The sequence below is a fragment of the Streptomyces sp. NPDC102514 genome, assembly GCF_055584525.1.
In genome coordinates this window covers 101,097-117,876 of the sequence record NZ_JBVJLW010000003.1, presented here as the reverse complement: position 1 = coordinate 117,876, position 16,780 = coordinate 101,097, and the positions used below count along the sequence as shown (strand labels likewise).

9 protein-coding genes are annotated in these 16,780 nt (G+C 72.0%); 5 read left to right on the top strand and 4 right to left on the bottom strand.

Annotated elements, in window-relative coordinates; genetic code table 11:
* Positions 1-39: 39 nt before the first annotated feature.
* Positions 40-1,689 (top strand): amidohydrolase, encoded by a 1,650-nt coding sequence (locus ACZ60E_RS08720; RefSeq protein ID WP_384812338.1) that lies wholly within the window; start codon positions 40-42, stop codon positions 1,687-1,689.
* 27 nt (positions 1,690-1,716) lie between these two features.
* Here ACZ60E_RS08720 and ACZ60E_RS08715 read toward each other — a convergent pair whose 3' ends face one another.
* The 3 genes from ACZ60E_RS08715 to ACZ60E_RS08705 all read right to left on the bottom strand — a co-directional run bounded on the left by ACZ60E_RS08715 (position 1,717) and on the right by ACZ60E_RS08705 (position 6,225).
* The gene (locus ACZ60E_RS08715; protein ID WP_469439092.1) at positions 1,717-4,011 is read right to left on the bottom strand and encodes an MMPL family transporter; all 2,295 of its coding nucleotides are present in this window, start codon (positions 4,009-4,011) and stop codon (positions 1,717-1,719) included.
* A gap of 215 nt (positions 4,012-4,226) precedes the next feature.
* Positions 4,227-4,895, bottom strand: a complete 669-nt coding sequence (locus ACZ60E_RS08710) for a response regulator transcription factor (protein ID WP_469439091.1) — start codon at positions 4,893-4,895, stop codon at positions 4,227-4,229.
* Positions 4,888-6,225 carry a sensor histidine kinase gene (locus tag ACZ60E_RS08705; RefSeq protein ID WP_469439090.1) on the bottom strand — a complete coding sequence of 446 codons (1,338 nt, stop codon included), beginning with the start codon at positions 6,223-6,225 and terminating at the stop codon, positions 4,888-4,890. The genes ACZ60E_RS08710 and ACZ60E_RS08705 overlap by 8 nt, the downstream gene beginning before the upstream one ends.
* Before the next feature lie 203 nt (positions 6,226-6,428).
* Here ACZ60E_RS08705 and ACZ60E_RS08700 point away from each other — a divergent pair, with 203 nt between their 5' ends.
* From ACZ60E_RS08700 to ACZ60E_RS08690, 3 genes are all read left to right on the top strand, one after another.
* Complete coding sequence (locus ACZ60E_RS08700; protein WP_469439089.1) at positions 6,429-9,392, top strand: ATP-binding protein; 2,964 nt, start codon at positions 6,429-6,431, stop codon at positions 9,390-9,392.
* A 446-nt stretch (positions 9,393-9,838) separates the two neighbouring features.
* Positions 9,839-13,504: a S8 family peptidase gene (locus ACZ60E_RS08695; RefSeq protein WP_469439088.1), complete on the top strand. Its 3,666-nt coding sequence runs from the start codon at positions 9,839-9,841 to the stop codon at positions 13,502-13,504.
* A gap of 32 nt (positions 13,505-13,536) precedes the next feature.
* Positions 13,537-14,148 carry a hypothetical protein gene (locus tag ACZ60E_RS08690; RefSeq protein WP_469439087.1) on the top strand — a complete coding sequence of 204 codons (612 nt, stop codon included), beginning with the start codon at positions 13,537-13,539 and terminating at the stop codon, positions 14,146-14,148.
* A gap of 67 nt (positions 14,149-14,215) precedes the next feature.
* On the opposite strand, the gene ACZ60E_RS08685 is transcribed toward ACZ60E_RS08690, so the two are convergent.
* The gene (locus ACZ60E_RS08685) at positions 14,216-14,878 is read right to left on the bottom strand and encodes a TetR/AcrR family transcriptional regulator (RefSeq protein ID WP_469439086.1); all 663 of its coding nucleotides are present in this window, start codon (positions 14,876-14,878) and stop codon (positions 14,216-14,218) included.
* A gap of 213 nt (positions 14,879-15,091) precedes the next feature.
* Between ACZ60E_RS08685 and ACZ60E_RS08680 the strand changes: the two genes are divergently transcribed.
* Entirely contained in the window at positions 15,092-16,546 is a 1,455-nt protein-coding gene (locus tag ACZ60E_RS08680; protein WP_469439085.1) for an MFS transporter, read from the top strand.
* The last annotated feature ends 234 nt before the right edge of the window (positions 16,547-16,780 follow it).

Below are 16,780 nucleotides of genomic sequence, written 5' to 3'. Positions count from 1 at the left end.
CCGGCCACACGCCCGAACCCCATTCCTAGGACCCAAGTCATGCACCTGGACGCACTGTTCACCAACGGCCGCTTCACCACGCTCGACGCGGACCGGCCCACCGCACACACCCTCGGGGTCCTCGGGGGCCGCGTCGTCGGCCTCGACGAAGAGGTCGCCGGATGCACCGCCGACCGGGTCCACGACCTGGGCGGAGCCCCGGTGGTGCCCGGCTTCAACGACGCCCACCAGCACCTGAGCATGCGAGGCCGCCGCCTCCTCGAACTCGACCTGCACGCGCGGACCGTCCCCACCCTCGACGCCCTCTACGCCGCGGTACGCGAACGGGCGGCGCGGCTGGGCCCCGACGAATGGCTCTTCGGCGCGGGCTACGACCAGAACAAGATCGGCGCCCACCCCACGGCCGAAGCCCTGGACGAAGCGGCCCAGGGGCGCCCCGTGTGGCTGGAGCACGTCTCCTGCCACATGGGCGTGGGCAACACCGCGGCCTTCACCCGCGCCGGCTTCACCGACCGGCTCGGTGTCCCCGACCTCGACGGCGGCCATGTCGAACGCGACCCCGACGGCAGGGCGGTCGGCCTGCTCCAGGAAACCGCCCAGCACCTGGTGACCCGGGCGTTCCGCCCCTCGCCCCTCGACTCGGTCGTCGCCGCCATCAAGGCCGGCAACGACCAGGGCGTGACCGAGGGCATCACCAGCCTCACCGAGCCGGGCATCGCCGCCGCCGAACACGTCGGGCACGGCCCGGCCGACCTGCACGCCTTCCACCGGGCCGTCCAGGAAGGCGCACTGAGCATCCGGACCACGGTCATGCCCTACATGACCGTCCTGCACGACCTGGGAGCCGTCGGGGACGGTGACACCTGGTTCGGGCTCGACCTGGGCCTGCGCAGCGGATTCGGCGACGACCGCCTGAAGATCGGCGCCACCAAGATCGCCACGGACGGCTCGCTCATCGGCCGCTCGGCACACATGTGCTGCGGCTACCACGACGAACCCGACAACGTCGGCTTCCTCCAGTTCGACGAGCAGTGGCTGCACCACACGATCACCCAGGCGCACCGGTGCGGCTGGCAGATCGCCGCCCACGCCATCGGGGACGCCGCCATCGACGTCGTCCTGGACGCCTTCGAGGCCGCACAGGCGGCCCACCCGCGCCGGGACGCGCGCCACCGCATCGAGCACTTCGCCGTCGCCTCCGACAAACAGGTCCGCCGCCTGGTGGAGAACGGCGTCGTCCCCGTGCCGCAGGGGCGCTTCGTCTCCGAGATCGGCGACGGAATGATCACCGCGCTGGGTCCCGAACGCGCCGAACTCTGCTACCGCATGCGCAGTCTCCTGGACGCCGGGGCCGTCCTGCCCGGGAGCAGTGACGCCCCGGTCGCGCACGGCAGTCCGCTGCTCGGCATACACGACATGGTCAACCGCCGTACCGCGGGCGGCGCCCCGCTGGCCCCCGCCGAGGCGCTCACCCCCGAACAGGCCCTGTACGCCTACACCGTGGGCTCCGCCTACGCCGAACACGCCGACGACCGCAAGGGCCGCCTCTCCCGTGGCATGCTGGCGGATTTCGCGGTCCTCTCGGACGACTTGCTGACCGTCGACCCGCGGCGGATCGACACCCTGTCCGTCGGTGCCACGGTGATCGGCGGAACCGTGGTCCACGACACCGGCGCTCTGTCCGGGTAGGACACCCCCGGACGCGGTGACCTGCCGTCAGTGCTGGTGCCGGCTCCGAGACTGAGACTGAGACTGAGGGTCGGGCTCGGGCTCGGGCTTGGACCCGGGCTCGGGCTCGGGCTCGGGTTCGGGTGTCGGGGGAGAGGTGGTGGCGGCGCGGCGGAACAGGGCCGGGGTCCACCAGTTGGCGCGGCCCAGGAGGATCATCGCGGCGGGCAGGACCACCGCCCGGATGAGGGTCGCGTCCAGCAGGATCGCCGCGGCGAGGCCGACGCCGAGCTGCTTCATGTCGAGGGTGGACAAGGTTGCGAAGATGGCGAACACGGCGACCATGACGACGGCCGCGCCGGTGACCGTACCGGCGGACCCGGTGATGCCCCGGGCCACCGCCTCCCGGGTGGGCACACCCTCCTGGACCAGTTCCCGGATCCGGCTGACCACGAAGATGTGGTAGTCCATCGACAGGCCGAACAGGACGACGAACAGGAACAGCGGGAGCCAGGTCACGATCGCCCCGTTGGACTCGAAGCCGAGCAGGCTCTCCGCCCAGTGGTGCTGGAAGACCAGGGTGAGCAGGCCGTAGGAGGCGCCTGCCGAGAGGGTGTTGAGGAGGATCGCGGTGAGGGCGACGACCGGGGAACGGAAGATCGCCATCAGCATGAGGAAGGTGAGCAGCAGGACGAAGCCGATCGCCCAGGGCATCGCGTCCGTGGCGTCCTCGGTGAAGTCCGCGGTCAGCGCGACCGGTCCGCCCACCGCGTGTTCTGCGACCGTGACCTCCTTCAGGGCCTGCGGCAGCAGTCGTTCGCGCAGCAGGCGCAGGGCGTGCTCGGCGTCGGGGGTGCCCGCGCGGTGGGCGACGCCCAGGTCGACGGCCGTCACCGTACGGTCGGCCGAGGTCTTGACCTCGGCCGACTGTTCCTTGGTGAACTCCTTTTCGCCGGAGACCTGTCGGGCGAGTTCGGTGAGGGCGTCGGCGGCCTTGCCGGCTTCGGCGGGCGGGGTCAGCAGGACGACACGGAGCGAGGAGCCGGTGCCGGGGTAGGCGGCCGTGAGGCGGTCGTAACTCTGCATGACGGGCAGCGAGCGGGGCAGGTCGGAGTCGTCGAGGAGCTTCAGCTTCATGCCGGTGGCAGGGGCGGCCAGGGCCAGCAGGGCGACCACGGAGAGGGTGAGCGTCGCGGCGGGTCGGCGCAGCGCGGGGCGCAGTACCACCGGCCAGAAGCGGCTTTCGCCGTCCCGGCGGTCGGCTGTCAGGCGCCAGATCAGCGGGACCCTCGGGCGCTCCAGCCGGGAGCCGAGTCCGGCCAGCAGCGCGGGGAGTACGGTCACCGAGCCGAGGACCGCCACGGCGACGACCAGGATCGCGCCGATGGCCAGCGAGTGGAAGGTCGAGCTGTCGGAGACGAACATGCCGCACATGGCGACCGACACCGCGAGGCCGGAGACGACGACCGCGTGCCCCGAGGTGGCCGCCGCGATCTCGACGGCGTCGGCCCTGTTCCGGCCGAGCGCGCGTTCCTCACGGTCCCGCCGGAGGTAGAACAGCGAGTAGTCCACTCCCACGGCCATGCCGATCAGCAGGATCACGCTGTCCAGCACATCGGTGGCCGGTACGAGTTGGGACGCCAGGGCGGACAGGCCGATGGCCGCGCCGACGGAGGACAGGGCCAGCAGGACGGGGACGCCGGCCGCGAGCAGCGCGCCGAACGCCACCAGGAGGATGCCGAGCGTGACGGGGATGCTGACCAGTTCCGCCTTGTGGAAGTCGCCGGTGAGGCGGCTGTCGAGGGCGGCACCCAGGGAGGCGTCGCCCACCTGTTCCACGCGCAGCGCGGGGTGCGCGGCAGCGGTGGCGTCGGTCGCGTCGAGCAGGGGCTGGACGACGGCGCCGGCGTCGTCTGCGGAGCCCGCCATCGTCACCCGGACCACCAGCGCCGAGCCGTCCTGGGCGCCGACGGCCTCGGAGACATCCGCGACCTGGGGCAGCTTCTCAAGACGGGCCGTCACGTCGGCCGCGGCCTTCCGGGCGTCCGCCTCGTCCAAGGGGCCTGTGCGGGCGGTGATGAGCACGTTCTCCCGGGCGGGATCGGTGAGCTCGGCCGTGTCCTCCATCTCGGCGGCCCGCAGTGCCTCGCCGGTGGCCAGGCCCATGTCGTTCACCCGGGTGCCCACGGCCGCGCCCGCGCCCACGCAGAGCACGACGAACAGCACCCAGGCACCCACCGCCCACCAGGGATGTGTCGCGCTCAGACGGGCTATGCGTACCGTCGCCCCGGTGTGTCTTCCCGTCGGGGCCGAAATATCCGGGCGGCCTGCCGGTTGGTCCATCGTGATCTCCTGCGCTGAGCGTGGTGCCGCGCGGCCCACTGCCGCGCAGCACCCATTCAGCCGGGAATCGCGCCGTTGATCGTCACTCGTTGCCTCCTGCTTTCGGCGCCGGTGGTGGTCCTTGTGAGGGACCCGGCGCGCGGCCCGGTCACTCCGAAGAGTGAGGTGTTCGGGAAGGCGTGAACCGATGCGTCCGTGAAGGCGTATCCGATGTGTCAGCGGAGCGCGCGGCGAGCCAGTACGGCGGCCTGGGCGCGGCTCTGGCAGCCGGTCTTGGCGAGCATCCGGCTCACATGCGTCTTCACCGTGTTGAGGCTGACGACGAGCCGGTCGGCGATGTCGGCGTTGCTCAGACCGTCGCCGACGAGCCGCAGGACGTCCCGTTCCCGTGCGGTCAGGCCGGTGAGCCGGGCGAGGTCGCCGGAGTCCGGGCGGCGCCGGGCCGCGAGGTGGCTCTCGATGATGCGGTCGGTGACGGCGGGGCTCAGGGTGCGCTGTCCGGCGGCGGCGGCGCGCACGGCGGCCGTCAACTCCTCGTAGGAGCTGCTCTTCAGCAGGAATCCGGCGGCGCCGGCCGCGAGCGCCCGGTCGACGTATTCGTCCAGGCCGAAGGTCGTCAGTACGAGGACCTGGGCGCGGCCCGGGCCCAGCAGGCCGCGGCGGTCGAGTTCGCGCAGGGCCCACAGACCGTCGCGGCGCGGCATGCGGATGTCGAGCATCACCACGTCGGGGCGCAGCCGCAGACACAGGTCGACGGCCTCCTCGCCGTCCCCGGCGGTACCGGCGACGCTCACGCCGCTCTGGACACCGAGGATGGCCGCCAGGCCCTCTCGGATGATCCGTTCGTCGTCGACGACGAGGACGGTGATGACTTCGTCAGGCACGGGCGATGTCCTGGGGTCTCTCGTGCGTCGGCGTGGTCGGGCGGGAGGTCGTCCCGCCGTCAGCGTCAGTGCTCGCGTCACTGCTCGTGTCAGTGGTTGTGCCGGTGTTCGTCGGAGTGTTCACGGTCAGGGTGGCCGACACCTTGAAGCCGCCCTGCGGAGTGGGGCCGGTGTCGAGTCGGCCGCCCAGTGCCTCGACGCGTTCCCTCATGCTGATCAGGCCCAGGCCCGCGCCCCACCCGTCCTCAACGTGCTGTTTTGCAGCCTCTGTTGGTGTCGGCGGGGTGTTCTCCACCTCGCAGTGTACGGTGCCGGTCCCGGCGTGGACGGCGACCCGTACGGCCGACCCCGGCGCGTGACGGCGGGCGTTGGTGAGGGATTCCTGCACGATGCGGTAGAGGGTGAGCTGTACCGGCCTCGGCAGGTCTTGCGACGCGGCGAGGCGTGCGTCCACGTCGGCGTCGATCCGGGTGCCCGCGGCTCGGCCCCGGTCGAGGAGTTCGGGCAGGTCGGCCATGCCCGGCATGGGCTGCAGGGGTGCGTCGTCGTCGTGGACGCGCAACACCCTGAGCAGGTCACGCAGTTCACCGCCCGCCTGGCGGCCCGCGACAGCGAGCCCGTCGATCTGCGGGCGGGCCCAGTCGGGCAGTTCGGCGCCGCGGGCGCGCAGGGCCTCGGCGCGTACGACGAGCAGGGTGAGGGAGTGCGCGACCACGTCGTGCATCTCACCCGCTATCCGGACCCGTTCCTGCTGGGCGGCCTGCTGTTCGCGCAGTTCCTGTTCACGGGCCATGGCGTCCACCCTCCGTACGACCGCGGAGTGTTGGGCGCGGTGGGTGCGGGCCGCGTTGCCCAGTGCCCAGGCCAGGGGCAGGGGCGCGAGCACGGCGAGCACATCCGGGCCGGCTTGGTGGTCGGGCGGCGCGGTCAGGAGGTTGGCCCAGGTGCCGGCCGCGACGACGACGGCGCCGCCCAGCAGTGCCAGAACGGTGCGGCGGCCGTCGAGGGAGCGGCTGCCGATGTTGTAGAGGCAGACCCCGAGAGGGAGCGCGGCGAGCGAGGACAGCCGTGTCTCGTGGGCCGCGCCGATGACGATGGTCGTCACCAGCGCGCAGATGGCGACCAGGAAGACGGCCGCCGGAGCTCGGCGGCGCAGCAGCAAGGCTGCCGCGGTCACGATGTCCAGCGCTGCCAACAGCCCCCAGCCGAGCGCGGTTCCGTCGGTGCTCGCCTGCATCAGCACCGCGGGACACAGCGCCAGCAGCACGAGTCCGCCGTCGACTGCGCACGCCGGCCGGCCGATCCGCCTCGGCGTGGGCGTGTCCGTCATGGAGGCGACCCTAATGACCTTCGCCCGGGCAGTCGTCACTCCTTGGGACCAACACGGTTGTGTACAGGCGGCGTTCGCCATGGGCACCTCGGTGCCGCGGATCGCTACGAGGTGGGTTCGGAGGGCCTGTCGGCCCGCGTCCGGAGTCCACCCACGGCTAAGGTCAGCACCGGCACAGCGGTGATCGGCGGGGGAGGACGGCGTTGCCTGGACTGGACGGTTTCGGTGCCGGTCAGCTGTCTTCCCCGTCCGGACCGCCCCTTCCGTCCGCACCGCCTTCCCCGCCCAGTCCGCGGTTCGTCGGCCGGGACCGGGAACTCGCCCTGCTTGAGGCGGCGTTGGACCGATCCGCGGTGGTGCTCGTCGACGGTGAGGCGGGGATCGGCAAGACCCGGCTGCTGCGCGAAGTCCTCGCCTCCCGTACCGGGCACGGACTCCGCACCCTGATTGGGACCTGCCCCGAGCTGCGTGTGCCGTACACCCTCGGCGCTGTCGTGGACGCCGTCCGCGACGGGGTCACCGATGTGGCGGAACTGGGGCTCAGCGACCTGAGCGGCGCGCTGCGGCCGCTGTTCCCCGAGTGGGCGGCCGACCTCCCCGCGGCGCCGGAGCCGTTGCAGGATCCGACCGCGGCCCGCCACCGGCTGTTCCGCGCGCTCGCCGAGATCCTCACCCGCCTCGAAGCGCCGGTCCTGGTGCTTGAGGACGTGCACTGGGCGGACGAGGCCACCCTGGAGTTCCTGCTGTACCTGGTCTCCCGCCGACCCGTCCCGGTGCGGCTGATGGTGACCTACCGCCGCGACGAAGTGCCCTTCGAATCAACGCTGTTGAGGCTGTCCTCCCGGCTGCCCGCGGACGCGCCCCTGACCCGGCTGGCCCTCGAACCCCTGGACGCGGGCGACACCGCCGCCCTCGTCTCCTCCATGCTGTCCGGCGAGCATGTGCCGACGGACCTCGCGGCCTTCCTGTACGAGCGGACGGCAGGCATACCCCTGGTCGTCGAGGAGTCGGTGCGGTTCATGCTCGACGGGGGCGACCTCGTCCGGCACGGCGGCGGCTGGACGCGCCGCCGCACGGACCGTTCCGAGGTGCCGCCCACCGTCCGGGACGCGGTGCTCAAGCGCGTAGGACGGCTCGGGCCGGACACCCGCACGGTCCTGTACGCGATGTCGGTGCTGGCCGGACCGGCCGACCTGGCCACGCTGATGACGGTGACCGGTCTGGCGGAGGAGCGGTTCGCCGGTCAGGTGGCCGGCGCCCTGGCATGCGGTCTGCTGCGGGAGAGCGGGCGGGGGCAGTGGTCGTTCCGGCATCCGACGGCATGCCAGGCCGTCTACGAGGTCGTCCCGGCCCAGGAGCGGCGGGTCATGCACCTGCGGGCGGGCCGCGCGCTGGAGAGGTGGCCGGTGCCACCCGTGGAGCGGCTGGCCCGGCACTTCCGGCTCGCCGGGGACACCGAGGCGTCGTGGAAGTACACGGAGCGGGCGGCCGGCCTCAGTGCCCGGTCCGGTGACGTGGCCGCATCGGCGCTGCTGCTGCACGACCTGGTCACGACCGTCGCCCTGCCGGCCGAGGCGCTGGTTCGGCTGGTGGCGGGGATCCAGTTCCAGACTCTGCCCGGCTCCGACCCGCACTCGAAGGTCATAGATTCCTTACGGTCGGCCCTCGCGACCCAGGCCCTGACACCGCGACAGGAGGCATCGGTCCGCTTCCAGATCGGCAGGGTGCTCATGGTGGCGGGTGAGATCGAGGCCGGCCGGCGGGAAGTCATGCGCGCGGTACCCCAACTGGCGATCGACTCGCCCGAGGCGGCGCGAGCCCGCACCCTGCTGGCCCTGCCGCTCGGCAAGGCGCTGCCGGCCTCGGAACATCTGAAGTGGCTGTACGAGGCACCCGCGGTGGTGCCCTCGATCGCCCCCGGCGACCGTCTGCTGCGGGCGGTGGAGCACGCCTTCGCCCTGCTCATGCTCGGCGAGGAGGCCGGGTGGGCCGCGGCCCGGACGATTCCCGACGAGGCGGCCGGTCCCGAAGAGGCGTCCGTCGTCGCGACCGGCCACGCGAACGTGGGGGAGGAGGCCATGCGCTGGGGGCGCTACGACGAGGCCCGAACGCGGCTGGCCAGATCCCTCGCTCTCGCCGAGCGCTACGCACTGTCCGGCCATCTCGACAGCATCGCCGCGACCAAGGCCCACCTGGACTGGTTCACCGGTACGTGGACGGGGCTCGCCGACCGGATGGCGCGGCTGCTCGACGACGACAGCGGCGTACGGCTGAAGGACCGGTGCGAGGCGGCCCTCGTGGCGGGACTGGTCCGTGCCTGTGGCGGGGAGCGGGAGGCGGCCGGGGAGTTGTTGCGTTTCGCGGCGCGTGACGATCAGCAGCGTTTCGAGGCCGCCGCGGCACTGGCCCGGCTGGCTCTGCGCGACGGTGACGTCGATGAGGCGCTGCGCCTCACCGAGGAGCCGGCCGCGATCACCGTCGACGGCGGTATCTGGCCCCGCGCCGTCGAGGTCGCCCCGGTACGGGTGAGTGCCCTGCTGGCTGCGGGCCGGGACGCCGACGCGGCCCAGCTGGTGGCCGCTTTCGCCCGTGCGGTGGGCGACAGGGACGCCCCGGCGGCGCGGGCGTCCGTGGTGGCGTGCCGTGCGCTGCTGGCCGAGGCCCTGGGTCAAGTGGGCGACGCGGAGGCGCTGTTCGCCGAGGCGGCGGAGGCATGGGGGACACTGCCCCGCCCGTACGACGTACTCCTCGCCCGGGAGCGCCAGGCGCGCTGTCTGCTCGTCTCCGGCCGGCAGGAGGCGGGTGCGCGGATGCTGTCCGAGGTGTCGCGGCAGTTGGCGGAGCTGGGTTCCCGGGACGACGCCGCCCGGTCGGCGCTGTTCCTGAACGCACGGGGATGGGACGCCCGCAAGGCGCGCGGCCGTGGACGGCCCAGCTACGGGGACCAGCTGTCCCCGCGTGAACTGGCGGTCGCGCGGCTGCTGGTGCGGGGCAGGACGAACCGGCAGATCTCCGAGGCGCTGACGGTGTCTACGCAGACCGTGGCCAGCCAGGTGAAGTCGGCGATGCGCAAACTGCGGGTGACGTCACGGACCGCGCTCGCGATCCGGCTCGTGGAGCTGGGGCTCGTGGGCGAGGAGACGCGGCCGGCGGCGGCCGACGAGTAAATTCCGCCGCCCGCGGCCGGCACGAAACAAATGCGGGCCGGGGGACGCCGGTATTAATTCCCGCATCTGGGCGATCGAGCCGGGACGCATCCCGTTCCACAATCATGGTCATGCCACAGTCATGTCACGCGGTCGCCCCGCCCGCACCGGGGCGTAGTTCGGCACGGATCCCCTGACCCCCGAACCGACGCCTGTGGCGCGGGACTTGCGTCCCACGACGGACATGTCACCCCTACATGTCACTCCTACATGTCTCCCTGCAAGTCGGCCGGATCTGCGGTCGGTTGTAGCTCCCGGAGGCCCCCGCCTCCCCGACACCCCTCTCCCCGTAACCCCTGTTCGTGCATCTCACAGAGAGATCGATATCGACAATGAGGCGAAGAGGAACGAGGCGTCTCAGACGCCGTACAGGTGCCCTTACCGTTGGTCTGACCATCCTCGGCTTGGTGGCGCCGACGACGGCCGCACACGCCACCGAGACCGCCCTCCCGACGCAGTCGGCCGGCGCCGGCCGTACGACCGATGTCGCCATGACTGAGGCCGCCATGACTGAGGCCGCCACGACGGATTCCGCCGTGACCGATGGCGGCCGGCTCACCGAGGGGAGCCGGCTGACCGACGACGGCCGGCTCGCGGACGTCGTCGCCGGGTCGGGCGCGAGCGTCCCGGTCACACTGATCACCGGGGACAAGCTGGACGTCGGCCTCGACGCCGTCGGCAAACCGGTCGTCCAGGACATCGAGCCCGCACCGCGCTCCGACGGGTCCACCGTCGTGTTCCACACCATCGCCCACGGCGGAGCCGTACACGTCGTACCGAACGACGCTCTCGCCCTCGTGGGCGACGACGTTCTCGACTGGTCCCTGTTCGACGTCGTCGAACTGGCGAAACTCGGCACGGCGGGCCGGACCGGCGAGGTCCCGGTGATCGCCACCTACGACGACGAGGACGCGGTCGCCCGGACCCCGAAGGTCGCCGGAGCGACCCGCGGCAGGGCGTTGCCCAGCGTCGACGGCCGCGCCCTGACCCTGTCCGACGACGGCACCTGGTGGAAGGGTGTCCGCGGCAAGTCCGGTTCCGCCTCCGCCGCCCGCGCGGCGGGCTCCCTCGCCGGGGTCGAGAAGGTCTGGCTCAACGGGCTGGCCGAGGTGACACTCGACGTCTCCGTACCCCAGATCGGCGCCGACGTCGCCTGGAGCCGCGGCTACCGAGGCGCCGGGGTCGACGTGGCGGTCCTGGACACAGGCATCGACGCCGCCCACCCGGATCTGGCCGGACGCATCGTCGAACAGGTCGACTTCACCGGCAACGCACAGGGGGCCAAGGACGGGCACGGACACGGCACCCACGTGGCGTCCACGGTGCTCGGTGACGGCGCCGCGTCCGGGGGACGCTACAAGGGCGTCGCACCGCAGGCGCGGCTGCGGGTCGGCAAGGTCTGCACCGACGCGGGCAGCTGCCCCGACGACGCGGTCATCGCAGGCATGGAGTGGGCTGCCCGCTCGGGTGCCAAGGTCGTCAACATGAGCCTCGGCGGCAGCGCCACCGACGGCACCGACCCGCTCAGCGCGTCCCTCGACCGGCTCAGCCGGGAGACCGGGACCCTGTTCGTGGTCGCGGCGGGCAACGAGGGGCCGGGCGCCAGGACCGTGGGCGCACCGGGCGCGGCCGACGAGGCGCTGACCGTGGCCGCGGTCGACAAGAAGGACAAGATGGCGTCCTTCTCCAGCCGCGGACCGCGTGTGGGGGACTACGCGCCCAAGCCCGACCTCGCCGCCCCCGGCGCCGGCATCGTCGCGGCGCGGGCGGCCGGCACAGCCATGGGCACCGTGGTGGACGCGCACTACACCGCCGCCAACGGCACCTCCATGGCCACCCCGCACGTGACGGGTGCCGCGGCCGTCGTCGCCCAGCAGCACCCGGACCTGACGGGCGGGCAGATCAAGGCGCTGCTCATGAGCAGCGCCAAGGACCTCGGCCACGCCGCGAGCGCGCAGGGCGTCGGCCGGGTGGACCTCGCCGCCGCGACACTGCCGCAGGTCATCGCGACCAGGAGCACGGCCTTCGGGCGGGCCGCGTACCCGCACTCGGCCGTGACCAGGGAGATCACCTACACGAACCTCACCGACGAGGCGACGACGCTGGACCTGACGGCCTCGCTGTCCTCCGGCGGCGCGGTCGCCCCGGACGGCATGGTCTCCCTCGGCGCGGACAGGGTGCCCCTGCCCGCCGGCGGTTCCGCGTCGGTGTCGGTGACGATCGACGGCCGGGTACTCGGCGCGGACGGAACCTTCGGCCGCTGGGACGGCCTGCTGACAGCCCGGGACACCTCGGGCGCGGTACGGGTGACTTCGCTGCTCCACACCTTCCTTGAGGCCGAGCAGGTCCCGCTCACCCTGAAGATCGTCCCGCCCGCCGGCGCCGTCGGTGTCCGCTACGGCAGCGCGGTCGTCATGCCGGTCGACGACAAGGTACTCCTGCACGACGGGCCCCTCACCAGGTCGGGCTCGCAGACGATCACCGTCCCGGTGTCCCGCCGGGGCACCTACACGGCCGCGGTCCCCGTCACCTGGCGCGACGCGGACGGCGAGCCGCAGAGCGCGGCCCCCGTCCTGCCGGAGGTGACCGTGGACGAGGCCACCACGGTCACCCTGGACCTGCGCGAACTCACCCCGGTGGAGGTCCGCGTCCCGGAGTCGACCGAGGCGTACGCCACGCGCAGTTCCACCGAGCGGACCTCGGCGACCGGCGAGTGGCGGATGACGACCGAACTCGCCGTCGCCTACGGCGCGCAGGACCCGCACTGGTGGGCCCTGCCGACCGGAAAGCCACGCACCGGCACGCTGACCCACAGCCTCTACAGCGTGCGCACGACCCCGGTCGTCACCCTGCGGGCCGTCGGCGGAGGCAAGCCCTTCACCCTGCCCGCCCGCTACCAGACCCCGGACGCCTCACTGCTCGGCGCGCAGATCTGGCTGGACGGACCGGGCATCGGCCTCCACGACATCGCGATACCGGTTCCCCGGCTGCGGACCCGGGGCCGGGTCCCGGTGGTCTACGCGGGCACCGGCTCCGCCGCCGAACTCGCCGATGCCGACGTGCGCGGAAAGCTGGTGCTGCTGACACCCACCGACATCTGCGACAGCACCTGCAACTTCCCCCGCCTGCGCGACGAACGCGTCGCGGCAGCCGCCGAGTCCGGCGCCGTCGGCGTCCTGGTCACGACGGCGAACCTCACCTCGCTGGGCACGGACGACGTCCTGTGGGAGTGCTCCGGCGGCCAGGAGACCTGCCCGCCGGTCGAGCCGTACGCCGCGCTTCCCGTGGTCAGCGTGGGCCACGCGCAGGCGCAGCGCCTCATCGAACGGATCAAGGCCGGCGGACCGGGCGTGGAACTCGTCCTCGGCGGCAGCGCCGCACCGAAGGTGTACGCCGCCAGGTTCACCACGGACGGGCGGGTCCCGTCGGACCTGCGGCACCGGCTCGACGCGGGCGACCTCAACCGGGTCGTCCACTCCTTCCACGACGACCGGCCCGGAGTGCTCACCCAGCTGACCTGGCAGCAGCAGACGCCGTCCGCCCCGACCGGGACGACGGCGAGGATGCCCCTGGTGGCCACTCAGCAGCGGCTCACCGTGTTCGTCGCACGACAGGACGACGCCATCGACCGGTTCTCCGCGTTCTGGGGCGACCACGCCGACGGCCTCGCCCTGGAACGCAGCCGCGGGGAGACGCACGACACCGTCCTGCGCCGGAAGGACGACATCGACTGGAACGCGGGCCCGGCCGTTCCGGGAGCCGTGCCGCAGGTGCGCACAGCGTCGGGCTTCACGCTGGCGACCGGCCCGTGCTCGGCCTGCCGGCAGGGCGACACCTTCTATCCGACCTTCTACCTGACCGGCAGCGGCGGCGGTCGCCAGGCGCTCGTGGGCATCCTCAACGACGACCTGCTCTCGGAGAGCCTCTTCGGCATCACGTCGTGCGGCCCGGCCGCCCCGCCGGGCCTGCCCACCATCGACTCCCACTGCGACTTCACGTTGTCGGACGGGTCGGGACACGAGATCGAACGCCGTACGCAGCACCTCAACGCCGCCGACCTCGGGGGGCAGTGATGACCGCACGCACCGCAAAGGAGAACGACACGATGCCCACCAGTGTGCCGACGGCCCGCAGACGAAGAGCGGTCCTCGCGGTGTCCGTCGCGGCGGCGGCGCTCGCGCTGTCCGCGTGCTCGGAGACCGGTGACCTGGCCGCCTACGACCTGCCTTCCAAGGCGGCCCGGTACACGTTCGAGGCCGAGACCAACGGCGTGAGCACGCGATGGGAGTACGTCTCCGCCAGACCGACGACGGGGGACGCGCCCGAACTCAACCCCTGCATGGGCGACATGATCGGCGACAACAAGGCCGCCTGCCGCCCGGAACCGCTCATCTTCCTGCGCTACGACCTGAATCTGGCCCTGGACAACACCGCCGAGGCCGACGAGACGCACCCGATCAAGGTGGTCGCCTACTACCAGGACCGGCTGACCGCGCCGCCCAGGGTGACGTCCCTGAAGGTCGAGACCAGCTACGACGGCGGCAAGAGCTGGCACCGGGCGGCCTCCAAGGGCGCCGGGACGAACACGTTCACGGCGACCATCCACAACCCCGGGCGCAAGCAGGCCGCCCAGGGCGTCGGACTGCGGATCACCGCGGCCGACAACAAGGGCGACACGGTCGAACAGACCCTCCCCACGGCGTACAAGCTGCGCTGACCGCATGGGCGCTGCCGCCGCACAGCCGCGGCGGCGCCCATGCGGCGGATGACCGGAGCGCCCGGCGTCAGCGGTTTCGAGGCGGGCTTGCGGCTTGAAGGCGGAGGCCGTCGAGGGTCAGGTCCAGCGCGGCGATGAACTGGTCCCGGTCGTCGTGCTGCGCGAACTCGTCGACGATCTGGTGCACGAACGGGAAGTCCGTGGCGTCGAGTGAGCGCCATCTCTCGGCGAAACGGCCGAGGAACGCGTCGCGGTCCACGTCGCCGTCGAGCAGCTCCTGCGGCACTTCCATGCCCAGGTCCGCGGCCGTGCCGACCACGACGCCCGTGATGGCCGAGACGGCGTGGAACCGCTGCCGGGGTGTGAGGTCCAGGCGGAGCGTCTGCTCACCGAGCTTCTCGTACAGCCGCAACGAGTTGCCCTGGATGTCGGTGTTACGCATGAAGTAGGCCGACAGCCACGGCCGGTCCACGATCGCGTCGAACAGGGTGATGGCCATCGCGCGCAGGTCGGCGATCGGGTCGTCGCTGTCGGGCTGCTCCTCGACGGCGATCAGGACCCCGCCGATCGCGTGGTCGGTGGCGCGGTCGAGGAGTTCGTCCTTGTTCGAGACGTACCAGTAGATGGTGCCGACGCCCGTGCCGAGCCGGGTGGCGAGGGCACGGAACGTCAGCGCCGATCCGCCTGCCTCGTCGAGCAGGGCCACGGCCGCGGCCAGGACGGCCTCCATCGAGTGCGAAGCGCGCCTGCGTCCTCGGGGAGGTCCTTCGGCGGAGCGTGTTCGCGGGGGTGTCATAGCTCTCATCCAATCACAGCTTGCGCGACATCGAACGGCGTTCTACGGTGGAACCACGTTCCATCATCGAACAACGTTCGTTCATCGAATCGCGTTCCACGTCGGGCGTCGTCCGATGTGCGGCGACGCTCTGAAAGGAGGCCGGCCATGACTGCGACCACCGAGCCCGCTATCTCCCGTACCTATCCGTCGCTCCGCGCGGCATGGATCCCGCTGGCCGCACTCTGCCTGGCCTTCTTCGTCGAGATGGTCGACAACACGCTGCTGTCGATCGCGTTGCCCACCATCGGCCGTGACCTGGGCAGCGGCACCACCGCCCTGCAATGGGTCACCGGCGCCTATTCGCTGACGTTCGGAGGCCTCCTGCTGACGGCGGGATCCATAGCCGACCGCTTCGGACGCCGACGCGTGCTGCTGATCGGCCTCGCCGTGTTCGGCCTGCTGAGCCTGTGCGTCGTCGCCGTCGACTCCGCCGGGCAGCTCATCGCCCTGAGGGCCGGACTCGGCATCGCCGCCGCGGCCATGGCGCCCATCACCAACTCGCTCGTCTTCAGGCTCTTCGACGACCAGGCGCTGCGCATGCGCGCCATGACCTTGATGATCATCGTCGGCATGTCCGGATTCGTCCTCGGCCCTCTGCTGGGTGGTACCGCGCTCGCACACGCCAGCTGGCAGTGGCTCCTGCTCGTCAACGCGCCGATCGCCCTCATCGCGGCCATCGGCGTGCGACTCGGCGTCGCGGCCGACCGGCCCGACGACCTGACCAAGGACCGGCTCGACCTGCCGGCCGCCGCCCTGAGCGTGCTCACCATCGGTCTGGCCTGTTACACGCTGACCAGCGGCGTCGAGCACGGATGGCTCTCCACCACCACCATCGTCTCGATCCTCGGCGCCGTGGCCGCGGGCATCGCGTTCGTCCGCCACGAGCGCCGCAGCACAGCACCCATGCTGGACCTCAAGATCTTCTCCAGTGGAACTGTCCGCGGCGCGGCCATCGCGCAGATCGGTACGTCCATCGCGATGGCAGGCGTGATGTTCGGGCTCATCCTCCACTTCCAGTACGCCTACGGGTGGAGCCCCGTGCGGGCAGGGCTGGCGAACCTCCCGATCATCGTGACCATGATCGCCGCGACACCCCTGTCGGAATGGCTCGCGAAGAGGTTCGGACACCGCATCGCCTGCCTGGTCGGCGCGGCCTGCCTTGCCGGGGCGCTGGCCGGCCTCGCCTGGGGCGTCGACCACGGGTACGCGGCCATCGCCGTGTGCATGGTCGTGATGACCATCGGGCTGCGCACCGTCATGACGATCTGCGCCATCGCCCTGGTCGAGGCGATGCCGGAGAACCGCACCTCGATCGGCACGGCGCTCAACGACACCGCCCAGGAGGTCGGAACCAGCGTCGGCACGGCCATGGTCGGCACCCTGATCGCCGCCCTGGTCACCACCCGGCTGCCCGCCGGCGCGTGGAGCAGCAGCCTCGTGCACTCGTTCTTCCACGGCGAGCGGATCACCTACGCGGTACTGGCGGTGATCGTCGGCCTGGTCGCGGCGGGAGGCGCCGCCACCCTCAGCGACTCGCACTCCGTCGAAGAGCCCGCCTGAGCAGCCCTCGGCGAAGCCGGAGCCTCAGCCGGCGTCGGCGCCGCGACAGCCCGGGTGCCCGCATGCGTGGGTGCCCGGGCTGTCGCGGCGCCCACGGAGCGCATGACCGGATCGACGTACTGGTCAACCACGCTGGCTGCTCCGTCCTTGCGCCCGACACCCCCGGGCACTACCCCCGAACAGCCCGTGACGGTCACCCGCCGGCCCCGAGCCGCCGAACGCTCCACCACCCGG

What these genes read in the sequence shown, in the direction of transcription:
- ACZ60E_RS08720 (WP_384812338.1), top strand. Translation starts at nt 40, where the DNA reads ATGCACCTGGACGCACTGTTCACCAACGGCCGCTTCACCACGCTCGAC.
- ACZ60E_RS08715 (WP_469439092.1), bottom strand. Translation starts at nt 4,011, where the DNA reads ATGGACCAACCGGCAGGCCGCCCGGATATTTCGGCCCCGACGGGAAGA.
- ACZ60E_RS08705 (WP_469439090.1), bottom strand. Translation starts at nt 6,225, where the DNA reads ATGACGGACACGCCCACGCCGAGGCGGATCGGCCGGCCGGCGTGCGCA.
- ACZ60E_RS08690 (WP_469439087.1), top strand. Translation starts at nt 13,537, where the DNA reads ATGCCCACCAGTGTGCCGACGGCCCGCAGACGAAGAGCGGTCCTCGCG.
- ACZ60E_RS08685 (WP_469439086.1), bottom strand. Translation starts at nt 14,878, where the DNA reads ATGGAGGCCGTCCTGGCCGCGGCCGTGGCCCTGCTCGACGAGGCAGGC.
- ACZ60E_RS08680 (WP_469439085.1), top strand. Translation starts at nt 15,092, where the DNA reads ATGACTGCGACCACCGAGCCCGCTATCTCCCGTACCTATCCGTCGCTC.